Source organism: Dickeya dadantii NCPPB 898, from assembly GCF_000406145.1.
GTDB lineage: Bacteria > Pseudomonadota > Gammaproteobacteria > Enterobacterales > Enterobacteriaceae > Dickeya > Dickeya dadantii.
In genome coordinates, this window is the sequence record NZ_CM001976.1 from 4,519,545 (window position 1) to 4,542,075 (window position 22,531).

At 58.3% G+C, this 22,531-nt stretch carries 22 protein-coding genes; 4 read left to right on the plus strand and 18 right to left on the minus strand.

The annotated features are described in order from the left end of the window. Positions 1-407: 407 nt before the first annotated feature. From hemG to pepQ, 4 genes are read right to left on the minus strand one after another with little or no spacing between them, the layout of a single operon-like run. Positions 408-947: a menaquinone-dependent protoporphyrinogen IX dehydrogenase gene (hemG, locus tag DDA898_RS20290; RefSeq protein ID WP_013319882.1), complete on the minus strand. Its 540-nt coding sequence runs from the start codon at positions 945-947 to the stop codon at positions 408-410. An 18-nt stretch (positions 948-965) separates the two neighbouring features. Then, complete coding sequence (gene trkH / locus DDA898_RS20295; protein WP_013319883.1) at positions 966-2,417, minus strand: Trk system potassium transporter TrkH; 1,452 nt, start codon at positions 2,415-2,417, stop codon at positions 966-968. A gap of 41 nt (positions 2,418-2,458) precedes the next feature. After that, positions 2,459-3,073 carry an IMPACT family protein gene (locus DDA898_RS20300; RefSeq protein WP_038902294.1) on the minus strand — a complete coding sequence of 205 codons (615 nt, stop codon included), beginning with the start codon at positions 3,071-3,073 and terminating at the stop codon, positions 2,459-2,461. Then, a complete protein-coding gene (gene pepQ / locus DDA898_RS20305) occupies positions 3,073-4,404 on the minus strand; it encodes a Xaa-Pro dipeptidase (protein ID WP_038912673.1) in 1,332 nt (443 codons plus the stop codon). The genes DDA898_RS20300 and pepQ overlap by 1 nt, the downstream gene beginning before the upstream one ends. A 181-nt stretch (positions 4,405-4,585) precedes the next feature. Here pepQ and fadB point away from each other — a divergent pair, with 181 nt between their 5' ends. Then, the gene (fadB, locus tag DDA898_RS20310) at positions 4,586-6,775 is read left to right on the plus strand and encodes a fatty acid oxidation complex subunit alpha FadB (protein ID WP_038912188.1); all 2,190 of its coding nucleotides are present in this window, start codon (positions 4,586-4,588) and stop codon (positions 6,773-6,775) included. Positions 6,776-6,787: 12 nt separating this feature from the next. Continuing rightward, positions 6,788-7,951 (plus strand): acetyl-CoA C-acyltransferase FadA, encoded by a 1,164-nt coding sequence (gene fadA, locus DDA898_RS20315; RefSeq protein ID WP_013319887.1) that lies wholly within the window; start codon positions 6,788-6,790, stop codon positions 7,949-7,951. Between the two features lie 52 nt (positions 7,952-8,003). Here fadA and DDA898_RS20320 read toward each other — a convergent pair whose 3' ends face one another. Genes DDA898_RS20320 through DDA898_RS20330 form a run of 3 tightly spaced genes read right to left on the minus strand, consistent with a single transcriptional unit; the run spans position 8,004 to position 9,220 of the window. Beyond that, positions 8,004-8,432, minus strand: a complete 429-nt coding sequence (locus DDA898_RS20320) for a DUF6691 family protein (RefSeq protein ID WP_038912189.1) — start codon at positions 8,430-8,432, stop codon at positions 8,004-8,006. A 25-nt stretch (positions 8,433-8,457) separates the two neighbouring features. Beyond that, on the minus strand, positions 8,458-8,886 hold the full coding sequence (locus DDA898_RS20325) for a YeeE/YedE family protein (protein WP_038912190.1): 429 nt from the start codon (positions 8,884-8,886) through the stop codon (positions 8,458-8,460). After that, entirely contained in the window at positions 8,876-9,220 is a 345-nt protein-coding gene (locus DDA898_RS20330) for an ArsR/SmtB family transcription factor (RefSeq protein WP_071604578.1), read from the minus strand. Before DDA898_RS20330 ends, DDA898_RS20325 begins: the two co-directional genes overlap by 11 nt. 129 nt (positions 9,221-9,349) lie before the next feature. Here DDA898_RS20330 and DDA898_RS20335 point away from each other — a divergent pair, with 129 nt between their 5' ends. Next, a complete protein-coding gene (locus DDA898_RS20335; protein WP_013319891.1) occupies positions 9,350-11,041 on the plus strand; it encodes an FAD-dependent oxidoreductase in 1,692 nt (563 codons plus the stop codon). 104 nt (positions 11,042-11,145) lie between these two features. Here DDA898_RS20335 and fre read toward each other — a convergent pair whose 3' ends face one another. Together fre and ubiD are read right to left on the minus strand one after the other, a co-directional pair. Beyond that, positions 11,146-11,847, minus strand: coding sequence for an NAD(P)H-flavin reductase (gene fre / locus DDA898_RS20340; RefSeq protein WP_013319892.1), 702 nt, complete (start codon positions 11,845-11,847; stop codon positions 11,146-11,148). A gap of 49 nt (positions 11,848-11,896) precedes the next feature. After that, positions 11,897-13,384, minus strand: coding sequence for a 4-hydroxy-3-polyprenylbenzoate decarboxylase (gene ubiD, locus DDA898_RS20345; RefSeq protein ID WP_038912191.1), 1,488 nt, complete (start codon positions 13,382-13,384; stop codon positions 11,897-11,899). Between the two features lie 211 nt (positions 13,385-13,595). On the opposite strand from ubiD, the gene rfaH reads away from it, so the two are divergent. Next, complete coding sequence (rfaH, locus tag DDA898_RS20350) at positions 13,596-14,084, plus strand: transcription/translation regulatory transformer protein RfaH (protein WP_038902302.1); 489 nt, start codon at positions 13,596-13,598, stop codon at positions 14,082-14,084. Between the two features lie 31 nt (positions 14,085-14,115). Here the strand turns inward: rfaH and hemB are convergent, their stop codons facing one another. The 9 genes from hemB to rmuC form a co-directional block, all read right to left on the minus strand. After that, complete coding sequence (gene hemB / locus DDA898_RS20355; protein WP_022631729.1) at positions 14,116-15,138, minus strand: porphobilinogen synthase; 1,023 nt, start codon at positions 15,136-15,138, stop codon at positions 14,116-14,118. Between the two features lie 2 nt (positions 15,139-15,140). Then, entirely contained in the window at positions 15,141-15,935 is a 795-nt protein-coding gene (gene tatD / locus DDA898_RS20360) for a 3'-5' ssDNA/RNA exonuclease TatD (RefSeq protein ID WP_038912192.1), read from the minus strand. A gap of 113 nt (positions 15,936-16,048) precedes the next feature. Then, positions 16,049-16,819, minus strand: coding sequence for a Sec-independent protein translocase subunit TatC (tatC, locus tag DDA898_RS20365; RefSeq protein WP_038912193.1), 771 nt, complete (start codon positions 16,817-16,819; stop codon positions 16,049-16,051). A gap of 3 nt (positions 16,820-16,822) precedes the next feature. Further along, the gene (gene tatB, locus DDA898_RS20370) at positions 16,823-17,395 is read right to left on the minus strand and encodes a Sec-independent protein translocase protein TatB (protein ID WP_038912194.1); all 573 of its coding nucleotides are present in this window, start codon (positions 17,393-17,395) and stop codon (positions 16,823-16,825) included. A 3-nt stretch (positions 17,396-17,398) separates the two neighbouring features. Next, a complete protein-coding gene (gene tatA, locus DDA898_RS20375; RefSeq protein WP_013319898.1) occupies positions 17,399-17,653 on the minus strand; it encodes a Sec-independent protein translocase subunit TatA in 255 nt (84 codons plus the stop codon). A gap of 80 nt (positions 17,654-17,733) precedes the next feature. Next, complete coding sequence (gene ubiB, locus DDA898_RS20380; protein WP_038902306.1) at positions 17,734-19,371, minus strand: ubiquinone biosynthesis regulatory protein kinase UbiB; 1,638 nt, start codon at positions 19,369-19,371, stop codon at positions 17,734-17,736. Beyond that, on the minus strand, positions 19,368-19,976 hold the full coding sequence (gene ubiJ, locus DDA898_RS20385; RefSeq protein WP_038912195.1) for a ubiquinone biosynthesis protein UbiJ: 609 nt from the start codon (positions 19,974-19,976) through the stop codon (positions 19,368-19,370). Before ubiJ ends, ubiB begins: the two co-directional genes overlap by 4 nt. 13 nt (positions 19,977-19,989) lie before the next feature. Continuing rightward, a complete protein-coding gene (gene ubiE / locus DDA898_RS20390) occupies positions 19,990-20,745 on the minus strand; it encodes a bifunctional demethylmenaquinone methyltransferase/2-methoxy-6-polyprenyl-1,4-benzoquinol methylase UbiE (RefSeq protein ID WP_038902804.1) in 756 nt (251 codons plus the stop codon). Between the two features lie 134 nt (positions 20,746-20,879). Continuing rightward, positions 20,880-22,412, minus strand: a complete 1,533-nt coding sequence (rmuC, locus tag DDA898_RS20395; protein WP_038912196.1) for a DNA recombination protein RmuC — start codon at positions 22,410-22,412, stop codon at positions 20,880-20,882. Positions 22,413-22,531 lie beyond the last annotated feature (119 nt).

Here is a 22,531-nt window from a genome sequence, read left to right on the forward strand (position 1 = left end):
CGTTCAATCTGAGCCATGATCAAACTCTTCAATTTAAAGTTTGATGCTGCTTCCGAAGAAGCGGTGCTCAAAGAATTTACTGTTAGTTCGTATGAATTAACTGTTGTCACTCTTCAAGACTTTCACATAATTTTTTAGTGAAGTGTCCTGCGAGTGCCCACACAGATTGTCTGATTGATTGTTAAAGAGCATGACCATTTACCGTGGTCGCGGGTCGCATATATTATGCTTTCCCGAAAAGAAGTCAAGCGATATGCGCCTGATTTCTTACTGAAACTGCGCTGGCGTTTCGCCGTTGCCGTGTCAGTGGAGGCGCATTATAGGGAGTTCTCCGTCGCTGACAAGCACTAATTTCAAAAAAGTTTCCGAATGTCTCTTTTTTCGCCATCACTCCGTTGTAAGCCGCATTACACCGCCTTTTTCTGGACGAGCTGACCAAAAGACTGGGCGAAACGCGCCACCTGTTCCCAGTCGGTATACTCAATTTCTTTGGTGCTATCGGTTTCGCCGCCGGTCATACGCATAATGAACTGAATCATGACACGGTCGAACCAGCGGTAGCGCGGGTAACGCAACGCGCCGGCGAAGACCGCCCCTAAATCCGGCTGCCAGGGCGACCGCAACAGAAATTTACGGGTATACGCGTTGGTTTGCAGCGAACGCTTTTCCGGCTTGCGAGCGGTCAGGTTGACAGAAAAGAAGGCGCTGGGCTTTTGTTGCAGCAAGGCAAGGTGCTGACGGATGAACTTTTCCACCGCCGGATGAAAATGCCCGTAGCGCACTGACGCGCCGATCATTATTTTGTCGTACTTGTCGAGATCGACCTCATGGACGCTCAAGATATTAACGACATCACACTCCAACGTCCCTTTGAGGTTATTGGCGATGTAAGACGCTATCGCACGCGTTTGACCATCCCGACTGGAAAACAATATTAATGCTTTCATAGCACGTTCCCTTATCCGTTATTCCCGCCAAAAGGTGGGCGTAAATAGCACCAGCATGGTGAACACTTCCAGACGGCCAAACAGCATGGTAACAATCAGGATCCATTTAGCTGCGTCATTCATGGAGGTGAAATTGTCAGCCACCGTCCCCAGCCCCGGCCCGAGATTGTTCAGCGTGGCAGCCACCGCCGCAAAGGCGGAGAAATTGTCCACCCCTGTCGCAATCACGGCCAGCATGCTGACGATAAACACCAGCGCATAAGCTGAGAAAAATCCCCACACCGCTTCCAGTATCCGCTCCGGCAACGCGCGCTGGCCGAGCTTAATGGTATAGACCGCATTCGGATGAACCAATCGTTTCAGTTCGCGAGAGCCCTGCAAGAACAGTAACAGGATGCGAATCACTTTCAGGCCACCGCCGGTCGAACCGGCGCACCCGCCAATAAACGCGGAACATAGCAGCAACACCGGTAAAAACAGCGGCCAGGAGGCAATGCTATCGGTGGTGAAGCCCGCGGTAGTCGCCATGGAAACCACCTGAAAGAACGCCTGATTCAGGGTTTCCATACCATTCTTGTACACACCGTGCCCCCACAAAACGAGGGTACAAATCACAACCAGCGACATCTGAACGACGATAAACATCCGGAATTCGGGGTCGCGCCAATACACCCGCAGGCTGCGCCCGCTCAGTACCGCAAAGTGCAAACCAAAATTACAGCCGGAAATCAGTAGAAATACCGCGATAATGGTGTTGATGGTAGGACTGTTGAAATAACCGATGCTGGCATCATGAGTTGAGAACCCGCCGATGGCGATAGTGGAAAAACTATGGCTGATGGCATCGAACACCGACATACCCGCCAGCCATAGCGAGAGCGCGCAGAGCACGGTCAGCAACACGTAAATCAACCACAGGGTTTTGGCGGTTTCCGCGATACGGGGCCGCATTTTATGGTCCTTCAGCGGTCCCGGCATTTCGGCGCGATAAAGCTGCATCCCCCCGACGCCCAGAATCGGCAGAATGGCCACCGCCAGCACGATGATTCCCATGCCGCCCATCCATTGCAGCATCTGCCGGTAGAACAGGATGGCTTTCGGCAACGAATCCAGCCCGACCAGCGTGGTCGCGCCGGTTGTGGTCAGGCCGGAAAAGGACTCAAAAAACGCATCCGTCACCGACAGATTGGGGCGCTCGACAAACAGAAACGGCAAAGCCCCGACGCTGCCCAGCACCGTCCAGAACAGCACCACGATCAAAAACCCTTCGCGGGCCTTCAGTTCATGCCGGTGTTTACGGTTGGGCAGCCACAGCAACAGCCCCATCACCAACGCCACAATGAACGTCTGGATAAATGCCCGACCGGCGCCGTCGCGGTAGATCAACGCCACCATGCCGGGAATGAACATGGTGCCGGAAAACAGGATGACCAGCAGTCCGACAATGCGGGTTATGGCACGCAAGTGCATCAGGGAGCCTTCCTTAAATGGTTCAAGATTACGCGCTGGGATTATTGTGAAATTGGCTGCAAATGCAACGCGCCGCGGCTAATATCGCGCAGCCGACGCGACGCGTCTTCCACTGCCGTTACCGGAAACGCCAGTTGGAGCGAGACCTCGCCGGCGTACTCCGTCGAGACGACTTGCCCCTGCAGCGCCAGCACCACGGTTTCGACCTGGGGCAACAGAGCATAGTCGCACCGCAACCGATACATCCGTTGCATGACTTTCTGCTGCAGAGGCAGTTGTTTCAGCGCCTGCTGCACACCTCCGCCATAGGCTTTGACCAGCCCGCCGGTGCCGAGCCTGACGCCGCCATAATAACGCACCACCACCGCCACCACTTCGCCGACGCCGCTGCCCATCAATTGAGCCAGCATCGGTTTGCCAGCGGTGCCCGAAGGTTCGCCGTCATCGGAAAACCCGAGCTGTTGCGAATCATCCGGCGCGCCCGCAACATACGCCCAACAATGGTGGGCTGCCGAAGGATGTTGTTCGCGGATCTGCTGAATCACGCCTCGGGCCGCGTCCACGCCGCTAGCCGGGCCAAGCAGCGTGATAAAACGGCTCTTTTTAATCTCTTCATGAACGCTGACAGACGCAGCAGGAACCGGGTATGACTGCATCAGGCCAAATCAAGCGCACGGGTCAGGTTTTCAATGCGTTTGTCGTGCACCACGATATTGTCTTCAATACGAATACCGCCGAACGGGCGCAACACATCCAGCTTCTGCCAGTTGAAGTGCTGGCGCAGTTCGCCCTGACGCCAGGGCTCAAGCAACGAATCGATAAAGTAGATACCCGGCTCAATAGTCAGCACCATGCGCGGTTCCAGAATTCGGGTACAGCGTAGGTAAGGATGGGCCGACGGCGCAGGCTGTGTCGTGCCGGTGTCGTCCTGCATGAATCCGCCGACGTCATGCACTTGCAAACCAAGCGGATGACCCAGACCGTGCGGCAGGAAAGGCGAGGTAACGCCCTGTTCCACCATCGCTTCTTCGCTCAGCCCGGTTACCAGTTGGTGACGTTTGAGTAGCACCGCCACTCGGTGATGCATCTGCAAATGGTAGTCGGTGTAACGCACCCCGGCTTTCAGAGTATCGATCAACGCCAGTTGCTCGCGGTTGAGATCTTTCACCAGCGCAGCATATTCGTTGTCATCCTGCGCGGCATAGGTGCGGGTAATATCCGCCGCATAGCCGTTGTATTCCGCGCCGGCATCCAGCAGGAAGCTGCGCATTTCCGCCGGCACCCGGTGTTCAAGCTGGGTGTAATGCAGCACCGCCGCGTGTTCGTTGAGGGCGACGATATTGCCGTAAGGTACATCGGTATCACGGTGGCCGGTAGCGGTCAGGTACGCCAGGTTGATATCAAATTCGCTCATACCGGACTGGAACGCTTCGTACGCAGCGCGGTGGCCGACCACCGCCGTTTTCTGCGCTGCGCGCATGCAGGCCAGTTCATAATCCGTTTTGTAGGCGCGGTGGTAATGCAGATAATCCAGCACGCCTTTCGGGTTGATGTGTTCCGGCGCGACACCCAGATTCAACGCACGCTGCGGCGCGGAACCGATATAGGCGACTCGCTGACGCTGAACCGGCAGTTGCTGGCCGATGTCATCGGCCTTGCGCAGCACCTGGATATCCAGCGATTTGGTCCAGAAACTGTCCGGCACCGGCGCCACGTTATGCCAGTAATCAACGGGGGAGTAGAACCACAGTTTCGGCGTATTGACCCCATCCACCCACAGCCAGCAGTTCGGCACCTGCGTTACCGGCAGCCAGGCTTTGAACTGCGGATTAACCTTGAACGGATAGGCATGATCGTCCAGAAACGCCATCATCAACTCACCGGAGTGGATCAATAAGGCATCCAGATTATGCCGCGCCAGAACCGCCTGCGTGCGTTGCTGCAGGGTCGCCACATGTTGATGATACAAAGAAGCCAGCGTTTCCATCACAATCCCCATTGATAACAGCCTGTTTCCCAGTGTAACACAGCGCCCCGGCGACGGCAGCGTTGCTCGCCCTGTGATCCTCCCGGCAAATCCCTCACGTGTTGTTTGCATTTCATTAACATCAAAACCACAATTTCTTACATCTGGTCATACCAGATCACGGATAACAGTGGAGAACACCATGATCTATCAAGGCGACACGCTGTACCTCAACTGGCTGGAAGACGGCATTGCCGAACTGGTTTTTGCCGCGCCCGGCAGCGTTAATAAATTGGATACCCGCACTGTAGCCAGCCTTGGCGAGGCGCTAAACCATCTGAAGAACCAACCGTCACTACGCGCCCTGCTGTTGCGCTCGGATAAACCGGCTTTCATCGCCGGTGCGGATATCACCGAATTCCTGTCGCTGTTTGCCGCCCCGCCGGAAACGTTGCATCAATGGCTGACCGAAGCCAACGCCATTTTCAGCCAACTGGAGGATTTGCCGGTCCCGACGCTCTCCGCCATCAACGGCTATGCGCTGGGCGGGGGATGTGAATGCGCGCTGGCGACCGACTTCCGCATTGCGACGCCTGACGTTCGCATCGGTCTGCCGGAAGTCAAACTGGGGATCATGCCGGGATTCGGCGGCACAGTCCGGCTGCCGCGGTTGCTGGGCGCGGACGGCGCGCTGGAAATCATCACCGCCGGTAAAGACTTGCCCGCCGGCGAGGCCCTGAAAGTCGGGCTGGTTGACGCCGTCCTGGACAGCGACAAACTGCTGCCCGCCGCCCTGCATATGCTGCGTCTGGCAATGACCGACCAACTCGACTGGCGTGACCGTCGCCGCCAGAAACAGTCGCCGCTACGGCTTAACCGTATCGAAGCCGCCATGAGTTTCGCCACCGCCAACGCGCTGGTGCAACAGGCGGCGGGCCGCCACTACCCTGCGCTGGTGATGGCGCTCAAAACCATCGAAGCCGCCGCCGGGCTGCACCGCGACGCCGCACTAAAAATCGAAACCGACAATTTCGTCGCGCTGACTCAAACGACGGCGGCGCATGCGCTGGTCGGCGTCTTCCTTAACGAGCAGGCCGTAAAAAGCGCCGCCAAACAATGGGCCGCCGACGCCTCGCCGCCAGCACGTGTCGCGGTGCTGGGCGCCGGGATCATGGGCGGCGGCATCGCCTGCCAGTCGGCGCGCAAAGGGGTGCCGGTGTGGATGAAAGACATCAGTGAAAAAGCGCTGACACTGGGGATGGAAGAAGCGGCTAAGCTGCTTAACGCACAGTTGGAACGCGGCAAACTGGACGCCATGACTATGGCGGGGGTGCTGGCCCGCATCCACCCGACACTGAACAATAACGGGCTTGAACAGGCCGACCTGATTATCGAAGCGGTGGTGGAAAACCCGCAGGTAAAAGCCAGGGTGCTAGCAGAGGCGGAAGCCTGCGTCAGCGAGCAGACGCTGATCGTCTCCAATACCTCGACGATTCCCATCGGGCAATTAGCGGCCTCATTGCAGCGGCCGCAAAACTTCTGCGGTATGCACTTTTTCAATCCGGTGCATCGTATGCCGCTGGTTGAAGTGATTCGCGGTCCCCAGACCGATGAGAAAACGCTGGCCCGCGTGGTGGCCTACGCCAGTAAGATCGGCAAAACCCCTATCGTGGTGAACGACTGCCCAGGATTCTTCGTCAACCGCGTACTGTTCCCCTACATTGCCGCCTTCAACCTGCTGATGCGCGACGGCGCGGATTTCCGCGATGTGGACGCGGTGATGGAAAAACAGTTCGGCTGGCCGATGGGGCCGGCTTACCTGCTGGACGTAGTCGGACTGGATACCGCTCACCACGCTCAGGCGGTGATGTCGGCAGGCTTTCCGCAGCGCATGGCGAAAACCTACCGCGACGCCGTCGATGTGCTGGTGGAGCATCAGCGTTTCGGCCAGAAGAGCGGCGCGGGCTTCTACCGCTACTATCCGGATGCCAAAGGCAAACCGCGCCGGGAACAAGATGAGCAAACCGATATCTTGCTGGATGCGGTCTGCGAACCGAAGCGAACCTTCAGCGCGCAAGAGATTATCCATCGCCTGATGGTGCCGATGCTCAACGAAGTGGCGCGCTGTCTGGAAGAAGGCATCGTCGCTACCCCGGCGGAAGCCGACATGGCGCTGCTGTACGGTCTGGGCTTCCCGCCGTTCCACGGCGGCGCCTGCCGCTATCTGGATACGCTGGGCAGCCAACGGTATGTGGACATCGCCCAGTCGCTGGCGCCGCTGGGGCCGCTCTACGCCGTGCCGGACAGCCTGTTGCAGATGGCGCAGCGCCGGCAGCGCTATTACCCGGCGGTTGAACCTCACGCCAATCTTTCTCTTCACCAACCGGCATAAGGACGCACGACGATGGAAAACGCAGTGATTGTTGATGCGGTGCGCACCCCGATGGGGCGCTCCAAAGGCGGCGCGTTTCGTCAGGTACGGGCGGAAACCCTGTCCGCTCACCTGATGCGCAGCCTGCTGAGCCGTAATCCGGCGCTGGAAGCGGACAAGATTGACGATATCTACTGGGGTTGCGTGCAACAGACGCTGGAGCAAGGCTTCAACGTGGCGCGCAACGCGGCGCTGCTGGCTGAAATCCCCCATTCGGTGCCCGCCGTGACCGTTAACCGTCTGTGCGGCTCGTCCATGCAGGCGCTGCACGACGCGGCGCGCGCCATCATGGTGGGCGACGCCGGGGTTTGTCTGGTCGGCGGCGTCGAACACATGGGGCATGTGCCGATGACCCACGGCGTCGATTTTCATCCCGGACTCGGCAAGAGCATCGCCAAAGCGGCGGCGATGATGGGGCTGACGGCGGAACTGCTGGCGCGTCAGCACCACATCAGCCGAGAGATGCAGGACGCGTTCGCCGCCCGTTCGCACCAGCGCGCCTGGGCTGCCACCCAATCCGGCGCCTTTCGCCGCGAAATTATCCCCACCACCGGCCATAACGCCGACGGCGCGCTGCAACCGTTTGACTACGATGAGGTGATAAGGGCGGAGGCCAGTATCGATGCGCTGGCCGCGCTGCGCCCGGCGTTCGATCCGGTCAACGGCACGGTCACCGCCGGCAGTTCATCGGCGCTGTCGGACGGCGCGGCGGCGCTGCTGGTGATGAGCGAATCCCGCGCGCTGGCGCTGGGGCTGACGCCTCGGGTACGCATCCGTGCCATGGCGGTAGTCGGGTGCGATCCGTCAGTGATGGGATACGGTCCGGTGCCCGCCACCCACAAAGCGTTACAGCGTGCCGGGCTCTCCCTGAGCGATATCGGTCTGTTCGAACTGAATGAGGCTTTCGCCGCCCAGACGCTGCCCTGCATCAAGGCGTTGGGGTTGATGGACAGTCTGGACGATAAGGTCAACCTGAACGGCGGCGCCATCGCGCTCGGTCATCCACTGGGATGCTCAGGCGCGCGTATCACCGCCACGCTTATCAATCTGATGGAACAGCGGAATGTGGAATTCGGCGTCGCCACCATGTGTATCGGTTTGGGTCAGGGCATCGCCACCGTGCTGGAGCGGGTATAACAGCCACCTGCCGGGGCCGCGTCGGCAGCCCCGGTTAATCCAAACGCCAACCTCAGGGAGCACGCGCACGCTGGCGAGTGGAAAACCACTCATACAGCCCCATGCCTGCAAGCATGGAGACAAAGAACACCCCGCCTTTCGCGGTGCCATACGACAGCAACACCAGGGCCGGGCCGGGGCAAATACCGGCCATTCCCCAACCGATTCCGAACAGCAAACTGCCCGCCACCAACGGTTTATCGACCGCTTTTTTTAGCGGCAGGGAAAACGACGCCGCGCACAGCGGCTTTGACATCCGGCCGACCACGCGAAAACCGAGCGATCCGACCGCCAGTGCGCCGCCCATCACCAGCGCCAGCGATGGGTCCCACTGCCGGGTTATATCCAGAAAACCCAGCACTTTCTGCGGGTTCGCCATCCCACTGATCAACAGCCCAAGGCCAAAAACCAGCCCGGCCAGAAAAGAAAACAGGTTGTTCATTTTCGCTCCTTAACGTGCCTCATGCTCAACGAAACATGCCCAGCACCCAGACGGTGACAAACGCCGCCCCCATGAAGGTCAACGTCGCCACCAGCGATCGCAGCGACAAACGGGACAAACCACACACGCCATGTCCGCTGGTGCAGCCCGACCCGTATCGGGTGCCGAACCCCACCAACAGGCCCGATACCACCAACCAGGGCATCGGCGTGGCTATCGCGATTTCCGGCAGCGGCGCCGCCAGCCGGTAGAGCCAGGGCGCAGCGAACATCCCCAACACAAACGCCAGCCGCCATCCTTTATCCTGCCATGTTCGGCCCAACAGGCCGCCGAGAATGCCGCTGATGCCGGCGATACGCCCGCAGAACAGCGCCAGCATCACCACCGCGACGCCAATCACAACGCCGCCCGTCAGGCTCATCAGCGGTGTAAATGCCTGCATATTAATCGTCATGATCGACTCCTTCGGCCGGTTTGGGACAATACAACGCATAAAGCGTATTGAGCAGCGTCAGGATGCGCGGGTCCTCAATACGGTAGAAAATCTGCTTGCCTTCACGCCGCGTCGCCACCAGCTTTAACCGCCGCATGACGGCAAGCTGCTGCGACAACGTCGGCTGGTGAATCCCCAGCGCTTGTTCCAACTGCCCGACAGACGCCTCGCCCTGGCTCAAAAAGCACATCAGCATCAGCCGGTCGTCATTCGCCAGCGCCCGCAGCACATCCGCCGCGCCGTGTGCAGCCTCGCGCATCATCTGCTGTGTGATTTCCGAATCTGCCGCTTCCATAAAGTCACCTTTTCTTGCTTGCAAAATATAATATATTTTTTTATATAATATATTATTGTATATCGTAGTCAAGCCGACCCCGACTATCACAGCCGGACCTCATCCACCCTTACGTTTCGAGGAGTTGTTATGACCAGAATTATTATCATCGGCGGCGTGGCAGGCGGTGCGTCGGCCGCCGTCAGAGCCCGTCGGCTGTCGGAATCGGCAGAGATCATCATGCTGGAACGCGGCCCTTACGTGTCATTCGCCAATTGTGGGTTGCCATATCATATCGGCGGCGATATTCCAGACCGCTCCGCACTGCTGCTGAAAACCCCGACGGACTTCGCCGACCGCTTTAATATTGACGTGCGGGTACGGCACGAGGTGTTGAGCATCGATCCTGCCGCTCGTACCCTGCAAATCGCCGATCTGGCGGATAACCGGGTCTACACCGAGCACTACGACAAGCTGCTGCTGAGCCCAGGCGCTAACCCGATCGTGCCGCCGTTGCCTGGCATCGACCTGCCCGGTGTGTTTACCCTGCGCACCATCACGGACATGGACCGGATTCTGGCCCATCTGCAACAGTCTGATATCCGACAGGTCACGGTCGCCGGCGGCGGTTTCATCGGGCTGGAAGTCGCCGAAGCGCTGGTGAATCGCGGTGTGTCGGTGACGCTGCTGGAGCGCGATTCGCAGGTGATGGCGCCGGTCGATCCGGAAATGGCGGCGCCGTTGCATCAGGTGATACGGCGACATGGCGTCGAATTACTGCTGAACGCGGGGCTAAGTGCCATCGCTCCATGCAGTGACCACGTCTCAGGCGGTAATCACGTCTCAGGCGGCGACCACAAACTGATGCTGACGCTGGCTGACGGCCGGCAACGGGTTACCGGCATGCTGCTGATGGCGATCGGCGTCAAACCCGAAACGCAGTTGGCGCAGGCGGCCGGGCTGCGTCTGGGCGCCCGCGGCGGTATTCAGGTCAATCAACGGATGCAAACCTCGAATGAGCATATCTACGCGGTCGGCGATGCGGTGGAAACCCCGGACTGGGTGAATGCCGCGCCGACGCCGTTCCCGTTGGCCGGTCCGGCCAACCGTCAGGGGCGTATCGCCGCCGACAACATGCTGGGTCGGGAACACCATTACACCCGTACTCAGGGCACCGCCATCTGTAAGGTATTCGACCACACCGTCGGGAGCGTCGGCATAAACGAAAAAACGCTGCAACGTACGGGAACCCCTTACCAGAAGGTGTATGTCCACGCGGCGGACCACGCCGGTTATTATCCCGGTGCCAGCACAATCTCACTCAAGCTGCTGTTCGCGCCTGACACCGGCGCGATTCTCGGCGCACAAGCGGTGGGAAAAGCCGGTGTCGACAAGCGTATCGACGTGATTGCCGTCGCCCAACGGGCGGGATTGACGGTACGGGATCTGGAAGACCTTGAACTCACCTACGCACCACCGTTCAACAGCGCCCGGGATGTGGTGAATCAGGCGGGAATGCTGGCCAGCAACGTGCTTCAGGGCGATACGGCTATTTGCCACCCTGAAGACATCATCAATCTCGACCCGGCGACCCAGTGCTTGCTGGACATCCGCGGCGCACAAGAGCTGCACCTTCACGGCGAATACCCGAATGCGCTGCACATTCCGCTGGATACGCTGCGCCGGCGCTTGCAGGAACTGCCCGCCGACAAAGAAATTCTGATTGGCTGCCAGTCCGGCCTGCGCGGCCATGTGGCCTACCGTCTGCTGATTCAACGGGGCTTTCACGCCCGCAATCTGTCCGGCGGATTCATAACCTATCGGGCATTCGTCGCGCAGTAGGCAAGTAGACAAGTAGACAAGTAGACAAGCCGGAGAATGATATCGGTCGAAAAACAGCGCGGCCGGGCATAACCCCCGGCCGCGACAGGACAACGCAGAAAGGATCAGATGAAAGAAAAAGCGTCGCTGTACATGTGCGCAAGCTGGGCGCCACGTTCGTTGCAGAAACGCTCGCGGGCGATTTTCGCCATCTCGAAACGGCCCGCGATATAAATATCGTGTTGCGCCAGCGAACCGAAATCCTGCAGCACCGCGCTCAGCACCGTACCGGAGCGACCATGCCACTGCTCGTCCGGCTGCTCGACCACTGGGATCACGTTCAGGTTGGGATGCGCCTGCGCCAGCGATTGCAGTTCCCCCAGATCGTACAGGTGGCGCAGTTCGCGCCCGCCCCAGTACACGGATATCTGGCGCGTCGGCTGGTTTGCCAGCACCGTCAGCAGAATGGAACGTACGTAGGAGAATCCGGTGCCGCCGGCAATCAGAATCAGCGGACGATCGCTGTCTTCACGCAGCCAGGCTTCGCCGTGGGGAATATCCACCACCAGCGACTTTTCTTTCAGAATGCGATCCATCACCGCCATCGCATACAGATTCATCTCGGAGGCCCCGATATGCAGTTCGATAGACCCTTGCTCAATAGGCGTGGAAGCCACGGAGAACGGACGTTTGTCGCGCTCGTCCATCACCACCATCAAATATTGCCCGGCACGGAAGGAAAAAGGCGCCGATGGCAATAAGCGCACCCGGTAAACCGTATCGGTGATAGCTTCCACCGACGTTACTGTACAGCTCAACGTTGTCATGCGATCCCTCTGTAGGGTCAAGGCAAAACGGAGAACAGGATAAGCGCCGTCAGCGCGGCTTACCGCTGTCATTCAATATGGCTAACTCGTCCCATATGGCATCCACACGGGCGACAACCGATGGGTCTTTAGTAATCGGGTGACCCCATTCTCGCTGCGTCTCGCCCGGCCATTTATTGGTAGCATCCAGCCCCATTTTAGAGCCGAGCCCGGACACCGGCGAGGCAAAATCCAAATAGTCGATCGGCGTATTTTCCACCAACACGGTATCGCGCGCGGGGTCCATACGCGTGGTGATCGCCCAGATCACGTCTTTCCAGTCGCGGGCATCAATATCATCATCGCAGACGATAACGAATTTGGTATACATAAACTGGCGCAGAAAGGACCAGACGCCCATCATTACCCGTTTGGCATGCCCGGCATACTGTTTTTTCATAGTAACCACAGCCAGACGGTAAGAACAGCCCTCCGGCGGCAGATAAAAATCAACGATTTCCGGAAACTGCTTTTGCAGCAGCGGCACGAACACCTCGTTCAGCGCGACGCCCAGCACCGCCGGCTCATCGGGCGGACGCCCGGTATAGGTGGAATGGTAAATGGCGTCGCGTCGCTGGGTGACATGGGTGACGGTAAAAACCGGAAAATGATCGACTTCATTGTAATAACCGGTGTGATCGCCATAAGGGCCTTCCAGCGCCATCTCATCCGGGTCGATATAGCCTTCCAGCACGATTTCTGCGCTGGCCGGCACCTCCAGATCGCTGGACAGGCATTTCACCACTTCGGTCTTGTGGCCACGCAGCAATCCGGCGAAAGCGTACTCGGACAAAGTATCCGGCACCGGCGTCACCGCGCCCAGAATCGTGGCCGGATCGGCGCCCAGCGCCACCGCCACCGGGAAACGTTCGCCGGGATGTTGCTGGCGCCACTCCTGAAAATCCAGTGCCCCGCCCCGGTGCGACAGCCAGCGCATAATCAGCTTGTTGCGGCCGATTAATTGCTGGCGGTAAATACCCAGATTCTGGCGCTCTTTGAACGGCCCGCGCGTCACCGTCAGCCCCCAGGTGACCAGCGGCGCCGCATCGCCCGGCCAACAGTGCATAATCGGAATCCGTCCCAGATCCACCTCGTCGCCTTCCCACACCTGCTCCTGGCAGGGCGCGTTCGACAACCGTTTGGTCGGCATATTAAGCACCTGACGGAATTTAGGCAGCTTGTCCACCAGATCGCGGAAACCGCGCGGCGGCTCCGGTTCTTTCAAAAACGCCAGCAAGCGACCGACATCGCGTAGCGCGCTGACCTCCTCCTGCCCCATACCCAGCGCCACGCGCTTGGGCGTGCCGAACAGGTTGCACAGCACCGGCATACCATAACCTTTGGGATTTTCAAACAGCAGGGCTGGGCCTTCGGCACGCAAGGTGCGATCGGCGATTTCGGTCATTTCCAGATAGGGGTCAATCGGCTGGTGGATACGTTTGAGCTCGCCTCTCGCTTCGAGTTGAGCGAGAAATTCACGTAAGTCACGGTATTTCATGCTAAATCATCAGAAAGGTCAGTGGTGGGGCTATTATAGAGGCTCTTGGTCATGCTGTCGCTTCCCACCCGCGCTATTTCTGGCGGCGGCCTGCTCGCCCTTATGGCTAACGCGACACGCGATTAGGTATTTCTCCCGGAAATTTTTATCCCGCAAGGCGTAACGCTTTTGTTATCCTTTTCCGCTGTGAGAGCCACAGAAAAGTGAAATTATGCGAGCCTGGTACCTACTTTATTGCAAGCGCGGCCAACTGTTACGGGCAAAAGAACACCTGGAACGTCAGGAAGTGGTCTGCCTGAGCCCGATGATCGCGCTGGAGAAAATCGTACGAGGGAAACGAACCGAGGTCAGCGAGCCACTGTTCCCCAACTACCTGTTCGTCGAGTTCGACCCTGAGCACATACACACCACCACCATCAGCTCAACGCGCGGCGTGAGCCATTTTGTCCGTTTTGGCAACCTGCCGGCACTGGTGCCTCAGCAGGTGATTGACGATTTGCTGCAACATCCGTGTGCCATGCATATCGACCCGGAAACGCCGCAACCCGGCGACCAGGTAACCATTACCGAAGGGGTGTTCAGCGGCCTACAGGCCATCTATACCGAACCGGATGGCGAAGCGCGCTCCATGCTGCTGCTCAATCTGCTGAACAAGCAGGTGCGGCAAAGCATCGACAACCGCCAGTTCCGAAAAGCGTAAACCGTCAGGGCACAGCCCTGACGGTTTATCATTAGCGTCGTAACGCCTCATCCCGCAGCCATTCGGCCACGCGTTTGGCGAAATAGGTCAGTACCCCATCCGCCCCGGCGCGTTTGAAGCACAGCAGCGACTCCATCACCAGCGGCTGTTCCTGCAGCCAGCCATTCTGGATCGCCGCCATCTGCATCGCGTATTCGCCGGACACCTGATAGGCGAAGGTCGGTACGCCAAAGGTGTCCTTCACGCGGCGTACTACATCCAGATACGGCATCCCCGGTTTCACCATCACCATATCTGCCCCTTCCTGCAGATCCTGCGCGATCTCCTGCAACGCCTCATTAGTGTTGGCCGGATCCATCTGGTAGGTTTTCTTGTTGCCGCCTTTCAGGTTACCCGACGAGCCGAGCGCATCACGGAACGGCCCGTAGTAACAGGACGCATACTTGGCTGAATACGCCATGATCTGGGTGTTCACCAGCCCCTGTTCTTCCAGCCGGTCGCGGATAGCACCGATGCGGCCGTCCATCATGTCGCTGGGCGCGACGATCTCAGCGCCGGCTTCGGCGTGGGACAACGCCTGACGCACCAGAATCTCTTTGGTGATGTCATTGACCACATAACCGTCTTCATCGATCACACCGTCCTGACCGTGCGTGGTGTAAGGGTCCAGCGCTACATCGGTCAGCAACCCCAGTTCCGGCACCGCATCTTTCAACGCGCGCACGGTGCGTTGCACCAGCCCGTCCGGGTTGTAGGCTTCCTCGGCCAGCAGCGACTTTTTGTCCGCTTCAATCACCGGAAACAGCGACAGCACCGGGATGCCCAATTTAGCGATGATTTCCGCTTCCCTGACCAGCTCATCGATCGTCAGACGATACACGCCCGGCATAGAGGGCACTTCCTGACGTCCCTGCTTGCCTTCCATGACAAATACCGGGTAGATGAGATCGTTAACCGTGACCTGATGCTCCGCCACCAGACGGCGGCTGAAATCATGACGGCGCAGGCGACGCATGCGCCGTCCGGGAAACGTACCGGGAAAAGCATGACTCATAATTATTCTCCTTTCTGACCCGGCCGGAAAATCCGGCGGGCGTTTTCATCCACATTTCTGCCAAGCCATTCGGCATCCTGCCCGCGCCAGGCCGCAACCTGACGGACAATATGCGGCAGAAAACAGGGTTCGTTACGGCGGGATGCAGGTTTAGGATGTAAATCCCGAGGTAACAGGTAGGGCGCATCGGTTTCCAGCAGCAACCGATCGTCCGGAATACGCGGCAACAGCGAGCGCAGCGCCAGGCCGCGCCGCTCATCGCACACCCAGCCGGTAATGCCGATCATCAACCCGGCGCGCAAACTGTCGTCCAGCTCGTCGCCGGACCCAGTGAAACAATGCAGTACCGCGGCCGGCAGCTTATCGAGCCACGGCGTCAGCAACGCCATAAAACGCGCATGCGCGTCGCGACAATGCAGAAAAACCGGCATCGCGCGCTCAGCGGCAATCGCCAGCTGCGCGCTGAACGCCTGCTCCTGTTCCTGCGGGGTGGAAAAGTTACGATTGAAATCCAGCCCGCACTCGCCAATCGCCAGCACCTGTTCACGCCCCGCCAATTGGTGAATCAGCCCGGCGGTATCGTCGCTCCAGCCGCTGGCGTCATGCGGGTGAACCCCAGCGGTCGACCAACAGTAATCGGGATATTGCGCGGCGAGCAGGTATGCCTGCTCACTCTCTTCGGCGCTGGTCCCCGTCAGCAACAGACCGGTCACACCTGCCTGACGGGCGCGCGCCACTACCTGTTCCCGATCTGAGCGAAATTGTGAGCTGGTCAGGTTAACGCCAATGTCGAACATGCGCAGATATCCAAAAATCCATCGCGGTTATCCCGATGGATAACCCCAAAAAACAACACCTCCCGAAAGAGGTGTTACAGTAAGAAGGCCGCCGTTTTACGGCGAGACGCCACTCAGGAAGACGGCGCAGACTCGTCCACGTCTTCTTCCTCGTCCGTCCGGCGTCGCTTACCGACGTAGAACCGGGCGAAAAACACCCCGATCTCAAACAGCAAATACATCGGGATCGCCAGCAGAGTCTGGGAGAACACATCCGGCGGCGTCAGCAGCATGCCAACCACGAACGCGCCCACCAGCACGTAGGGCCGCTTCTGTTTCAGGCTCTCCGGCGTCACCACCCCGCTCCAGCACAGCAGCACAATCGCCACCGGTACTTCGAACGACACGCCGAACGCCATGAATAGCGCCATCACAAAGTCGAGGTAGTTGTTGATATCGGTGGCAATCAGCACCCCTTTCGGCGCGGTCTGGGCAAAGAAGCTGAACGCCAGCGGGAAGACGACGAAATAGGCGAACGCCATCCCCATGTAGAACAACAGGCTGCTGGACACCAGCAACGGCATCATCAGCCGCCGCTCATGCTTGTACAACGCCGGGGCCACAAACGCCCACACTTGATACAGCACCAACGGCGCGGACAAAAACACCGACACGATTAGCGTAAGCTTGATCGGGGTGAAAAACGGCGATGCCACGTCGGTCGCAATCATACTGGCACCGGCCGGCAACTGTTTGATGAGCGGCGCGGAGACGAACTGATAGATGTCATTAGCGAAATAGACCAGCGCCAGAAACACCACCAGCACGCTGATAATGCTATTCAACAACCGCTTGCGCAGTTCGATCAGATGGCTGATCAGCGGTTGGGTTTGATCAACAGCCATAGGTTAACGATCACCAGAAGGTTGGGAAGAAGACACTGACGCCGTCGGTTCAGATTTGCCCTTGCTTTCGGCATTGCTGGCGGGTGCCGCATCTGCAGACACCGGCGCTGTCGGCGGTGCCGCCGTCATTGTATCGCCGCGCATCGCCGGCTCCACAGCGGAAGTCGCGGTGACCGCAGGCGTTGGCCCGACATTGCGCTCGGCTTCCAGAACGCCATCGTGCGCCGCTTCAGGATCGGCAAGCGGGACATGTTCCGGCGCGTCGCCGCCATCCAGCTTGATGCTGTGAGGGCGCTTCATCGCTTCGGCAGCCTCTTTCAGTTCATCCATCGACGCTTTGAGCTCCGGCGACAAATTCTGCAGTTGGCTGGCCTGCTCGACTTTCTTCAGGCTGTCCTGCAATTCCTGCAGTTTCATCTCCTGCGCCAGCTCATTCTGTACTGTCGTTGCCAGCGAGCGCAGCGCGCGAATCCATCCCGCCACGGTTTTTACCGCTACCGGCAGGCGTTCAGGCCCCAACACCACCAGACCGATCACCATCACCAGCAGCAGTTCACTAAACCCGATATCAAACACCGGTTACACCTGCTCTTTATGCTGGCTTTTCTCTTCCTGACTGGCCTGCGGCTTCTGCTCCGAAATGGATTTGGTCGCAAAGTCAGCGTCCTGCTGCTTGTCGTCGTTGGCAGCGGGCTGATCGTCGCTCATCGCTTTCTTGAAGCCCTTAATTGACGCGCCCAGGTCGGAGCCCAGGGTTCTTAGTTTGTTGGTTCCGAACAGCAGTACCACGATCACCGCGATAACCAACAGATTCCAGATACTAATACCGCCCATACTGTGCTTACCTCTTTACTCAAAAGGAATTCATGTGACACGTTCATCAGGAACCGTCAGGTGCCTGATGAGGCACTTGTTCAACGGGTGCAACGCCAGCCGACAATCCAGGCCAAAAAACCGGCGGCGATCAGACCGGCCGGTACGACATCGGCCTCCACCTGACTGACCAACAGTATCGTCCCGCTCAACAGCAGCGTCGCCCCGACACCCAGCAGATAACGGGCCCGACCATGGCGGGTGCGTTGTGTCCGCAGCTCGCTGGTCAACAGCTCCATGTTCTGCTTCAGCATCTTATGCTGGCGTAAACCGTCATAGAACAATTCGGGAATCTCAGGCAGTTTTTCCACCCAAAACGGCGCTTTCTCTTTAAATGCGCGCAACATGGCGGGCAATCCAACCTGATCCTTCAGCCAGGTTTCCAGAAAAGGCTTGGCCGTCTTCCACAAATCCAACTGCGGGTAGAGCTGGCGCCCCACTCCCTCAATGTACAGTAACGTCTTCTGGAGCAGCACCAGTTGGGGTTGCACTTCCATATTGAAGCGACGCGCCGTATTAAAGAGGTTCAATAATACATGACCGAAAGAAATTTCTGCTAACGGCTTTTCAAATATTGGCTCGCAGACGGTGCGGATAGCGAACTCGAACTCTTCTACATTGGTGTCTTGCGGAACCCAGCCGGAGTCGACATGCAGCTCGGCGACGCGGCGGTAATCGCGGTTGAAAAAGGCAATAAAGTTTTCCGCCAGATAGCGCTTATCGTTTTTATTCAACGAACCGACAATACCGCAGTCAATGCCGATATATTGCGGGTCTTCCGGATGCTCGTAGCTGATGAAGATATTGCCGGGATGCATGTCGGCATGGAAAAAGCTATCGCGGAACACCTGGGTGAAAAAGACTTGCACGCCGCGCTCGGCCAGCAGCGGCATATTGATACCATGCCGTTTGAGCGCTTCCACATCCGACACTGGAATGCCGTAAATGCGCTCCATCACCAGCACCTGCTCGGTGCAGTAATCGGAATAGATTTCCGGCACATACAGCATCGGGCTGTTTTCAAAGTTTCGCCGCAGTTGGATGGCGTTGGCGGCTTCACGCAGCAGGTTCAGCTCATCCAGCAGCGTTTTTTCATACTCGCGCACCACTTCGCGCGGCCGCAGACGACGCCCATCCGGCAGCAGAATCGGCAGCCAGCCGGCCAGACGATTCATCAGCCGCATGTCTGCCTTGATGATCGGTAGAATATCCGGGCGAATGACTTTGATGACAATGTCTTTGCCGGTGGTTTTCAGCCTGGCGGTATGCACCTGGGCAATCGACGCCGACGCCAGCGGCTTAACGTCAAAATCATCGAACCAGGTTTCCAGTTTTCCACCCATCGACGTCTCAATCTGCCGGCGGGCCAGTTCGCCGTCAAACGGCTCCACCTGATCCTGCAGCATCGCCAGTTGGTCGGCGATAGCGGGGGGGAACAAGTCACGACGAGTCGACATCATCTGACCGAACTTGATCCACACCGGACCCAGCTCCTGCAGCGCCAGACGCAAACGCTCGCCCAATGGTTTGTCCTTGTGGCGATTCGGCAGCCAGAACCACAGGCAACGCCAAAGACGCAGCGGCGTCGTCATAGGAATACGCGGAATCAGTTCATCCAGACCATAGCTCAGCAGTACCCCGATGATCCGGTACAACCGAAATAATTCTCCCGGCGTCATGGCGCTCCCTCCAGTTTTGCCAGCCGGTTGGACAGGATTTCCGCCGACTGCGCCAGCGCGTCCACTTCATCGGCAAACCACAGCCCTTCCAGTTTGCCCGGCGCCAGACGCCACTCCTCGGTCACCGTTTCCGACAACGCCTGCTGCCGGCGGCACGCTGAACGCATCAGCATCCCAGCCACGTTGCCAGCGGCCTGACTCAACCCTTCCGCCACTACATCGCCCAGCCAGGGCGACAGCCACTCCGCCGGGTCAAACTCCGCCAGATCCAGCAGGGTAACAAACTGCTGCGCAACCTGAATGTCGCCTTCCAGCACCAGTTCGCCACTGCGCATCAACGCCGACAATTGCTGCCGGTCGCGCAGTTTCACCAGCGCCGACAGACGGGTCTGCAATAAACAATCCGGCTGCGCCGACCACTGACTCATGACATCGAGACGGTGCTCAGAGAAAACCAATACCAACGGCGTATCCAGCTCCGCCACTTCAACTCGCAACGTTTTTCCGTGCAAACGCTGACGGGCGGCTTTCATGCTCCGGTCACGGAACAACAGCTGGTTGAGCGCTGTTTCCAGGGCCGCCGTCAACACAGGCATTATCAACATGGGAGTATCCAACTCAGAATTTAAATCCGCGATGCAGCGCCACGATACCGCTGGTCAGATTGAAGTAGTCCACACTGTCAAAACCGGCCTCGGCCATCATCCCTTTCAGGGTTTCCTGATCCGGGTGCATACGGATAGACTCCGCCAGATAGCGGTAGCTGCCGGCGTCGCTGGCTACCATTTCGCCAATGCGGGGCAGCACATGGAAAGAGTAAGCATCGTATACCTTGCTCAACGCTTTCACGGTTGGTTTCGAAAACTCCAGCACCAGCAGGCGACCGCCGGGCTTCAACACCCGATACATGGAACGCAACGCCTTCTCTTTTTCGGTTACGTTACGCAAACCGAACGAAATAGTGATGCAGTCGAAAAAATTTTCCGGGAACGGCAGGGCTTCGGCGTTAGCCTGAACATAGCTGATATTACCCACCACGCCGAGGTTACGCAGTTTCTCGCGCCCTACTTTCAGCATCGACGCGTTGATATCCGCCAGCACCACTTCGCCTTCATCCCCCACCAGACGGGAGAATTTAGCGGTCAGGTCACCGGTGCCGCCAGCCAGGTCCAGCACGCGCTGACCGCGGCGCACACCACTGCATTCGATGGTAAACCGTTTCCAGATGCGGTGAATACCAAACGACATCAGATCGTTCATCAGGTCATACTTGGCCGCCACAGAATGAAAAACACCCGCTACCATGGCTTCCTTATCGTCTTTAGCCACCGTGCGAAAACCAAAATGTGTCGTTTTTTCCGAATCGTCTACCATGTTATCCGCCTGCTTTTTCAACTTCAGGATCTTGTTACCCATTAATGGGTAGCATTAATGGACAGAGAGTGTAACAGACCCCGCCTAAAAGCGACCGCCCTTCTTTTCACCCTGAACATCGAACCTGATCAACATCATACCGCCGTGCCGTTTGGCACATCATCCATACCGCGTTCAGCCGCATCGTCATCCAGATCCTGCGACAGCGCGGGCAGCTCATCATACGCCAACGGTTCGTCTTGCATTACGGGCACGTTGACCGGCCGCTTAATCTCCACCCCTAGCGCACGAAACCCTTCGGCCTGACCGATCAGGTTGCCGCGCCCGGACGCCAGCTTTTTCATCGCCTGACGGTAACCGGCCTGCGCCTTATCCAGCCCCTGCCCCAGCGCGGCCATGTCATCAACGAACAAACGCAGTTTGTCATACAGCCGGGACGCCCGTTCGGCGATCAGTTGCGCATTGCGGCTTTGCTGCTCGTAACGCCAGAGATTGTTAATCGTCCGTAACGCTACCAGCAAAGTCGTGGGGCTGACCAGCATAATATTGTGACGCAATGCCTCGGTAATCAGATCAGGCTGGCGGTCGATCGCCACCAGGAACGCCGGCTCGACCGGGATGAACATCAGGACATAGTCGAGCGAACGCAACCCCGGCAGTTGCTGATAGTCTTTGCTGCCCAGCAGCCGGATATGATTGCGGATGGACAGCAGATGCTCGTTTAGCGCCGCAGCCCGTTCGGCCTCGTTGTCGCTGTTGAAATAGCGCTCATAGGCCACCAGCGACATTTTGGCGTCAATAACCACATCTTTGCCGTGCGGCAGCCGGACGATCACATCCGGTTGCAGGCGACTGTTGTTGCCGGTTTGCACGCTGACCTGGGTGTCATATTCATGCCCTTCGCGCAACCCGGAGCTTTCCAGCACCCGGCTTAACACCACTTCTCCCCAGTTGCCCTGGGTTTTGTTGTCCCCTTTCAGCGCGTTGGTGAGGTTGATGGCTTCCTGCGCCATACGGGCGTTAAGCTGTTGCAGGTTACGGATCTCATGGGCCAGCGTATGCCGCTCCTTCGATTCCGCGCCAAAGCTCTCCTGCACCTGACGGCGAAAACCGTCCAGCTGTTCGCGCAACGGCGTCAGCAGCTTTTCCATGCTCTGCTGATTTTGTTGATCCACTTTGTGCCCGTTCTGTTCAAAGATGCGATTGGCAAGGTTTTCAAACTGGGTGGACAACCGCTGTTCGCTGTTCATCAACAACCGCTGCTTTTCTTCCGCCGCCAGCCGGGTTTCTTCAAGACGGATCGTCACTTCGCGCAGTTCCGCTTCCTGCGCGCCGTTGGCTTCGCGCAGCGCACGCAATTCCTGATTAAGCTGAAGGCACTCTTCCCGCAGCTCCGCCAGTTGCCGCAATTTTTCCTCGCCGGCCGCCAGTTGGCCGTGCAGCGTGCGCAATTCCTGCGTCTGCTGATCCAGCCGCTGCTGGTCCTGCAGCCGTATCTGCTGGCTTTCAATCAGCTGTTGGCGCGTCTGCTCCAGCGCCTGCTGTTGCAACTGCAATTCGGTGTCATGCCGCGCCTGACGCTGCTGCTGCCACAGGCTGGCGGCCAGCCAGCCCAGCAACAGACCAACCACGCCACCGCCGACGCCATAAAACAAGGAGATCTCCACACCGCCTCCGGGTTATGTGTACCACTGCCCGCCAAGGTAAAATGAGGCTGTATATATGTCCAGAGGTTACGCGAGAAATCGGCCGAAAAAGCCGCTGTCAAACGAGAAAATGCGAGCCG

Excerpts from the sequence above, each read along its gene's own strand:
- tatA (WP_013319898.1), bottom strand. The coding sequence starts at position 17,653 with ATGGGCGGTATTAGTATCTGGAATCTGTTGGTTATCGCGGTGATCGTG.
- DDA898_RS20320 (WP_038912189.1), bottom strand. The coding sequence starts at position 8,432 with ATGAACAACCTGTTTTCTTTTCTGGCCGGGCTGGTTTTTGGCCTTGGG.
- trkH (WP_013319883.1), bottom strand. The coding sequence starts at position 2,417 with ATGCACTTGCGTGCCATAACCCGCATTGTCGGACTGCTGGTCATCCTG.
- pepQ (WP_038912673.1), bottom strand. The coding sequence starts at position 4,404 with ATGGAAACGCTGGCTTCTTTGTATCATCAACATGTGGCGACCCTGCAG.
- ubiD (WP_038912191.1), bottom strand. The coding sequence starts at position 13,384 with ATGAAATACCGTGACTTACGTGAATTTCTCGCTCAACTCGAAGCGAGA.
- fre (WP_013319892.1), bottom strand. The coding sequence starts at position 11,847 with ATGACAACGTTGAGCTGTACAGTAACGTCGGTGGAAGCTATCACCGAT.
- ubiE (WP_038902804.1), bottom strand. The coding sequence starts at position 20,745 with ATGGTAGACGATTCGGAAAAAACGACACATTTTGGTTTTCGCACGGTG.
- hemG (WP_013319882.1), bottom strand. The coding sequence starts at position 947 with ATGAAAGCATTAATATTGTTTTCCAGTCGGGATGGTCAAACGCGTGCG.
- ubiB (WP_038902306.1), bottom strand. The coding sequence starts at position 19,371 with ATGACGCCGGGAGAATTATTTCGGTTGTACCGGATCATCGGGGTACTG.
- hemB (WP_022631729.1), bottom strand. The coding sequence starts at position 15,138 with ATGAGTCATGCTTTTCCCGGTACGTTTCCCGGACGGCGCATGCGTCGC.
- rfaH (WP_038902302.1), top strand. The coding sequence starts at position 13,596 with ATGCGAGCCTGGTACCTACTTTATTGCAAGCGCGGCCAACTGTTACGG.
- tatD (WP_038912192.1), bottom strand. The coding sequence starts at position 15,935 with ATGTTCGACATTGGCGTTAACCTGACCAGCTCACAATTTCGCTCAGAT.
- DDA898_RS20300 (WP_038902294.1), bottom strand. The coding sequence starts at position 3,073 with ATGCAGTCATACCCGGTTCCTGCTGCGTCTGTCAGCGTTCATGAAGAG.
- DDA898_RS20335 (WP_013319891.1), top strand. The coding sequence starts at position 9,350 with ATGACCAGAATTATTATCATCGGCGGCGTGGCAGGCGGTGCGTCGGCC.
- fadB (WP_038912188.1), top strand. The coding sequence starts at position 4,586 with ATGATCTATCAAGGCGACACGCTGTACCTCAACTGGCTGGAAGACGGC.
- DDA898_RS20330 (WP_071604578.1), bottom strand. The coding sequence starts at position 9,220 with ATGGAAGCGGCAGATTCGGAAATCACACAGCAGATGATGCGCGAGGCT.
- ubiJ (WP_038912195.1), bottom strand. The coding sequence starts at position 19,976 with ATGTTGATAATGCCTGTGTTGACGGCGGCCCTGGAAACAGCGCTCAAC.
- fadA (WP_013319887.1), top strand. The coding sequence starts at position 6,788 with ATGGAAAACGCAGTGATTGTTGATGCGGTGCGCACCCCGATGGGGCGC.
- tatC (WP_038912193.1), bottom strand. The coding sequence starts at position 16,819 with ATGGCTGTTGATCAAACCCAACCGCTGATCAGCCATCTGATCGAACTG.
- DDA898_RS20325 (WP_038912190.1), bottom strand. The coding sequence starts at position 8,886 with ATGACGATTAATATGCAGGCATTTACACCGCTGATGAGCCTGACGGGC.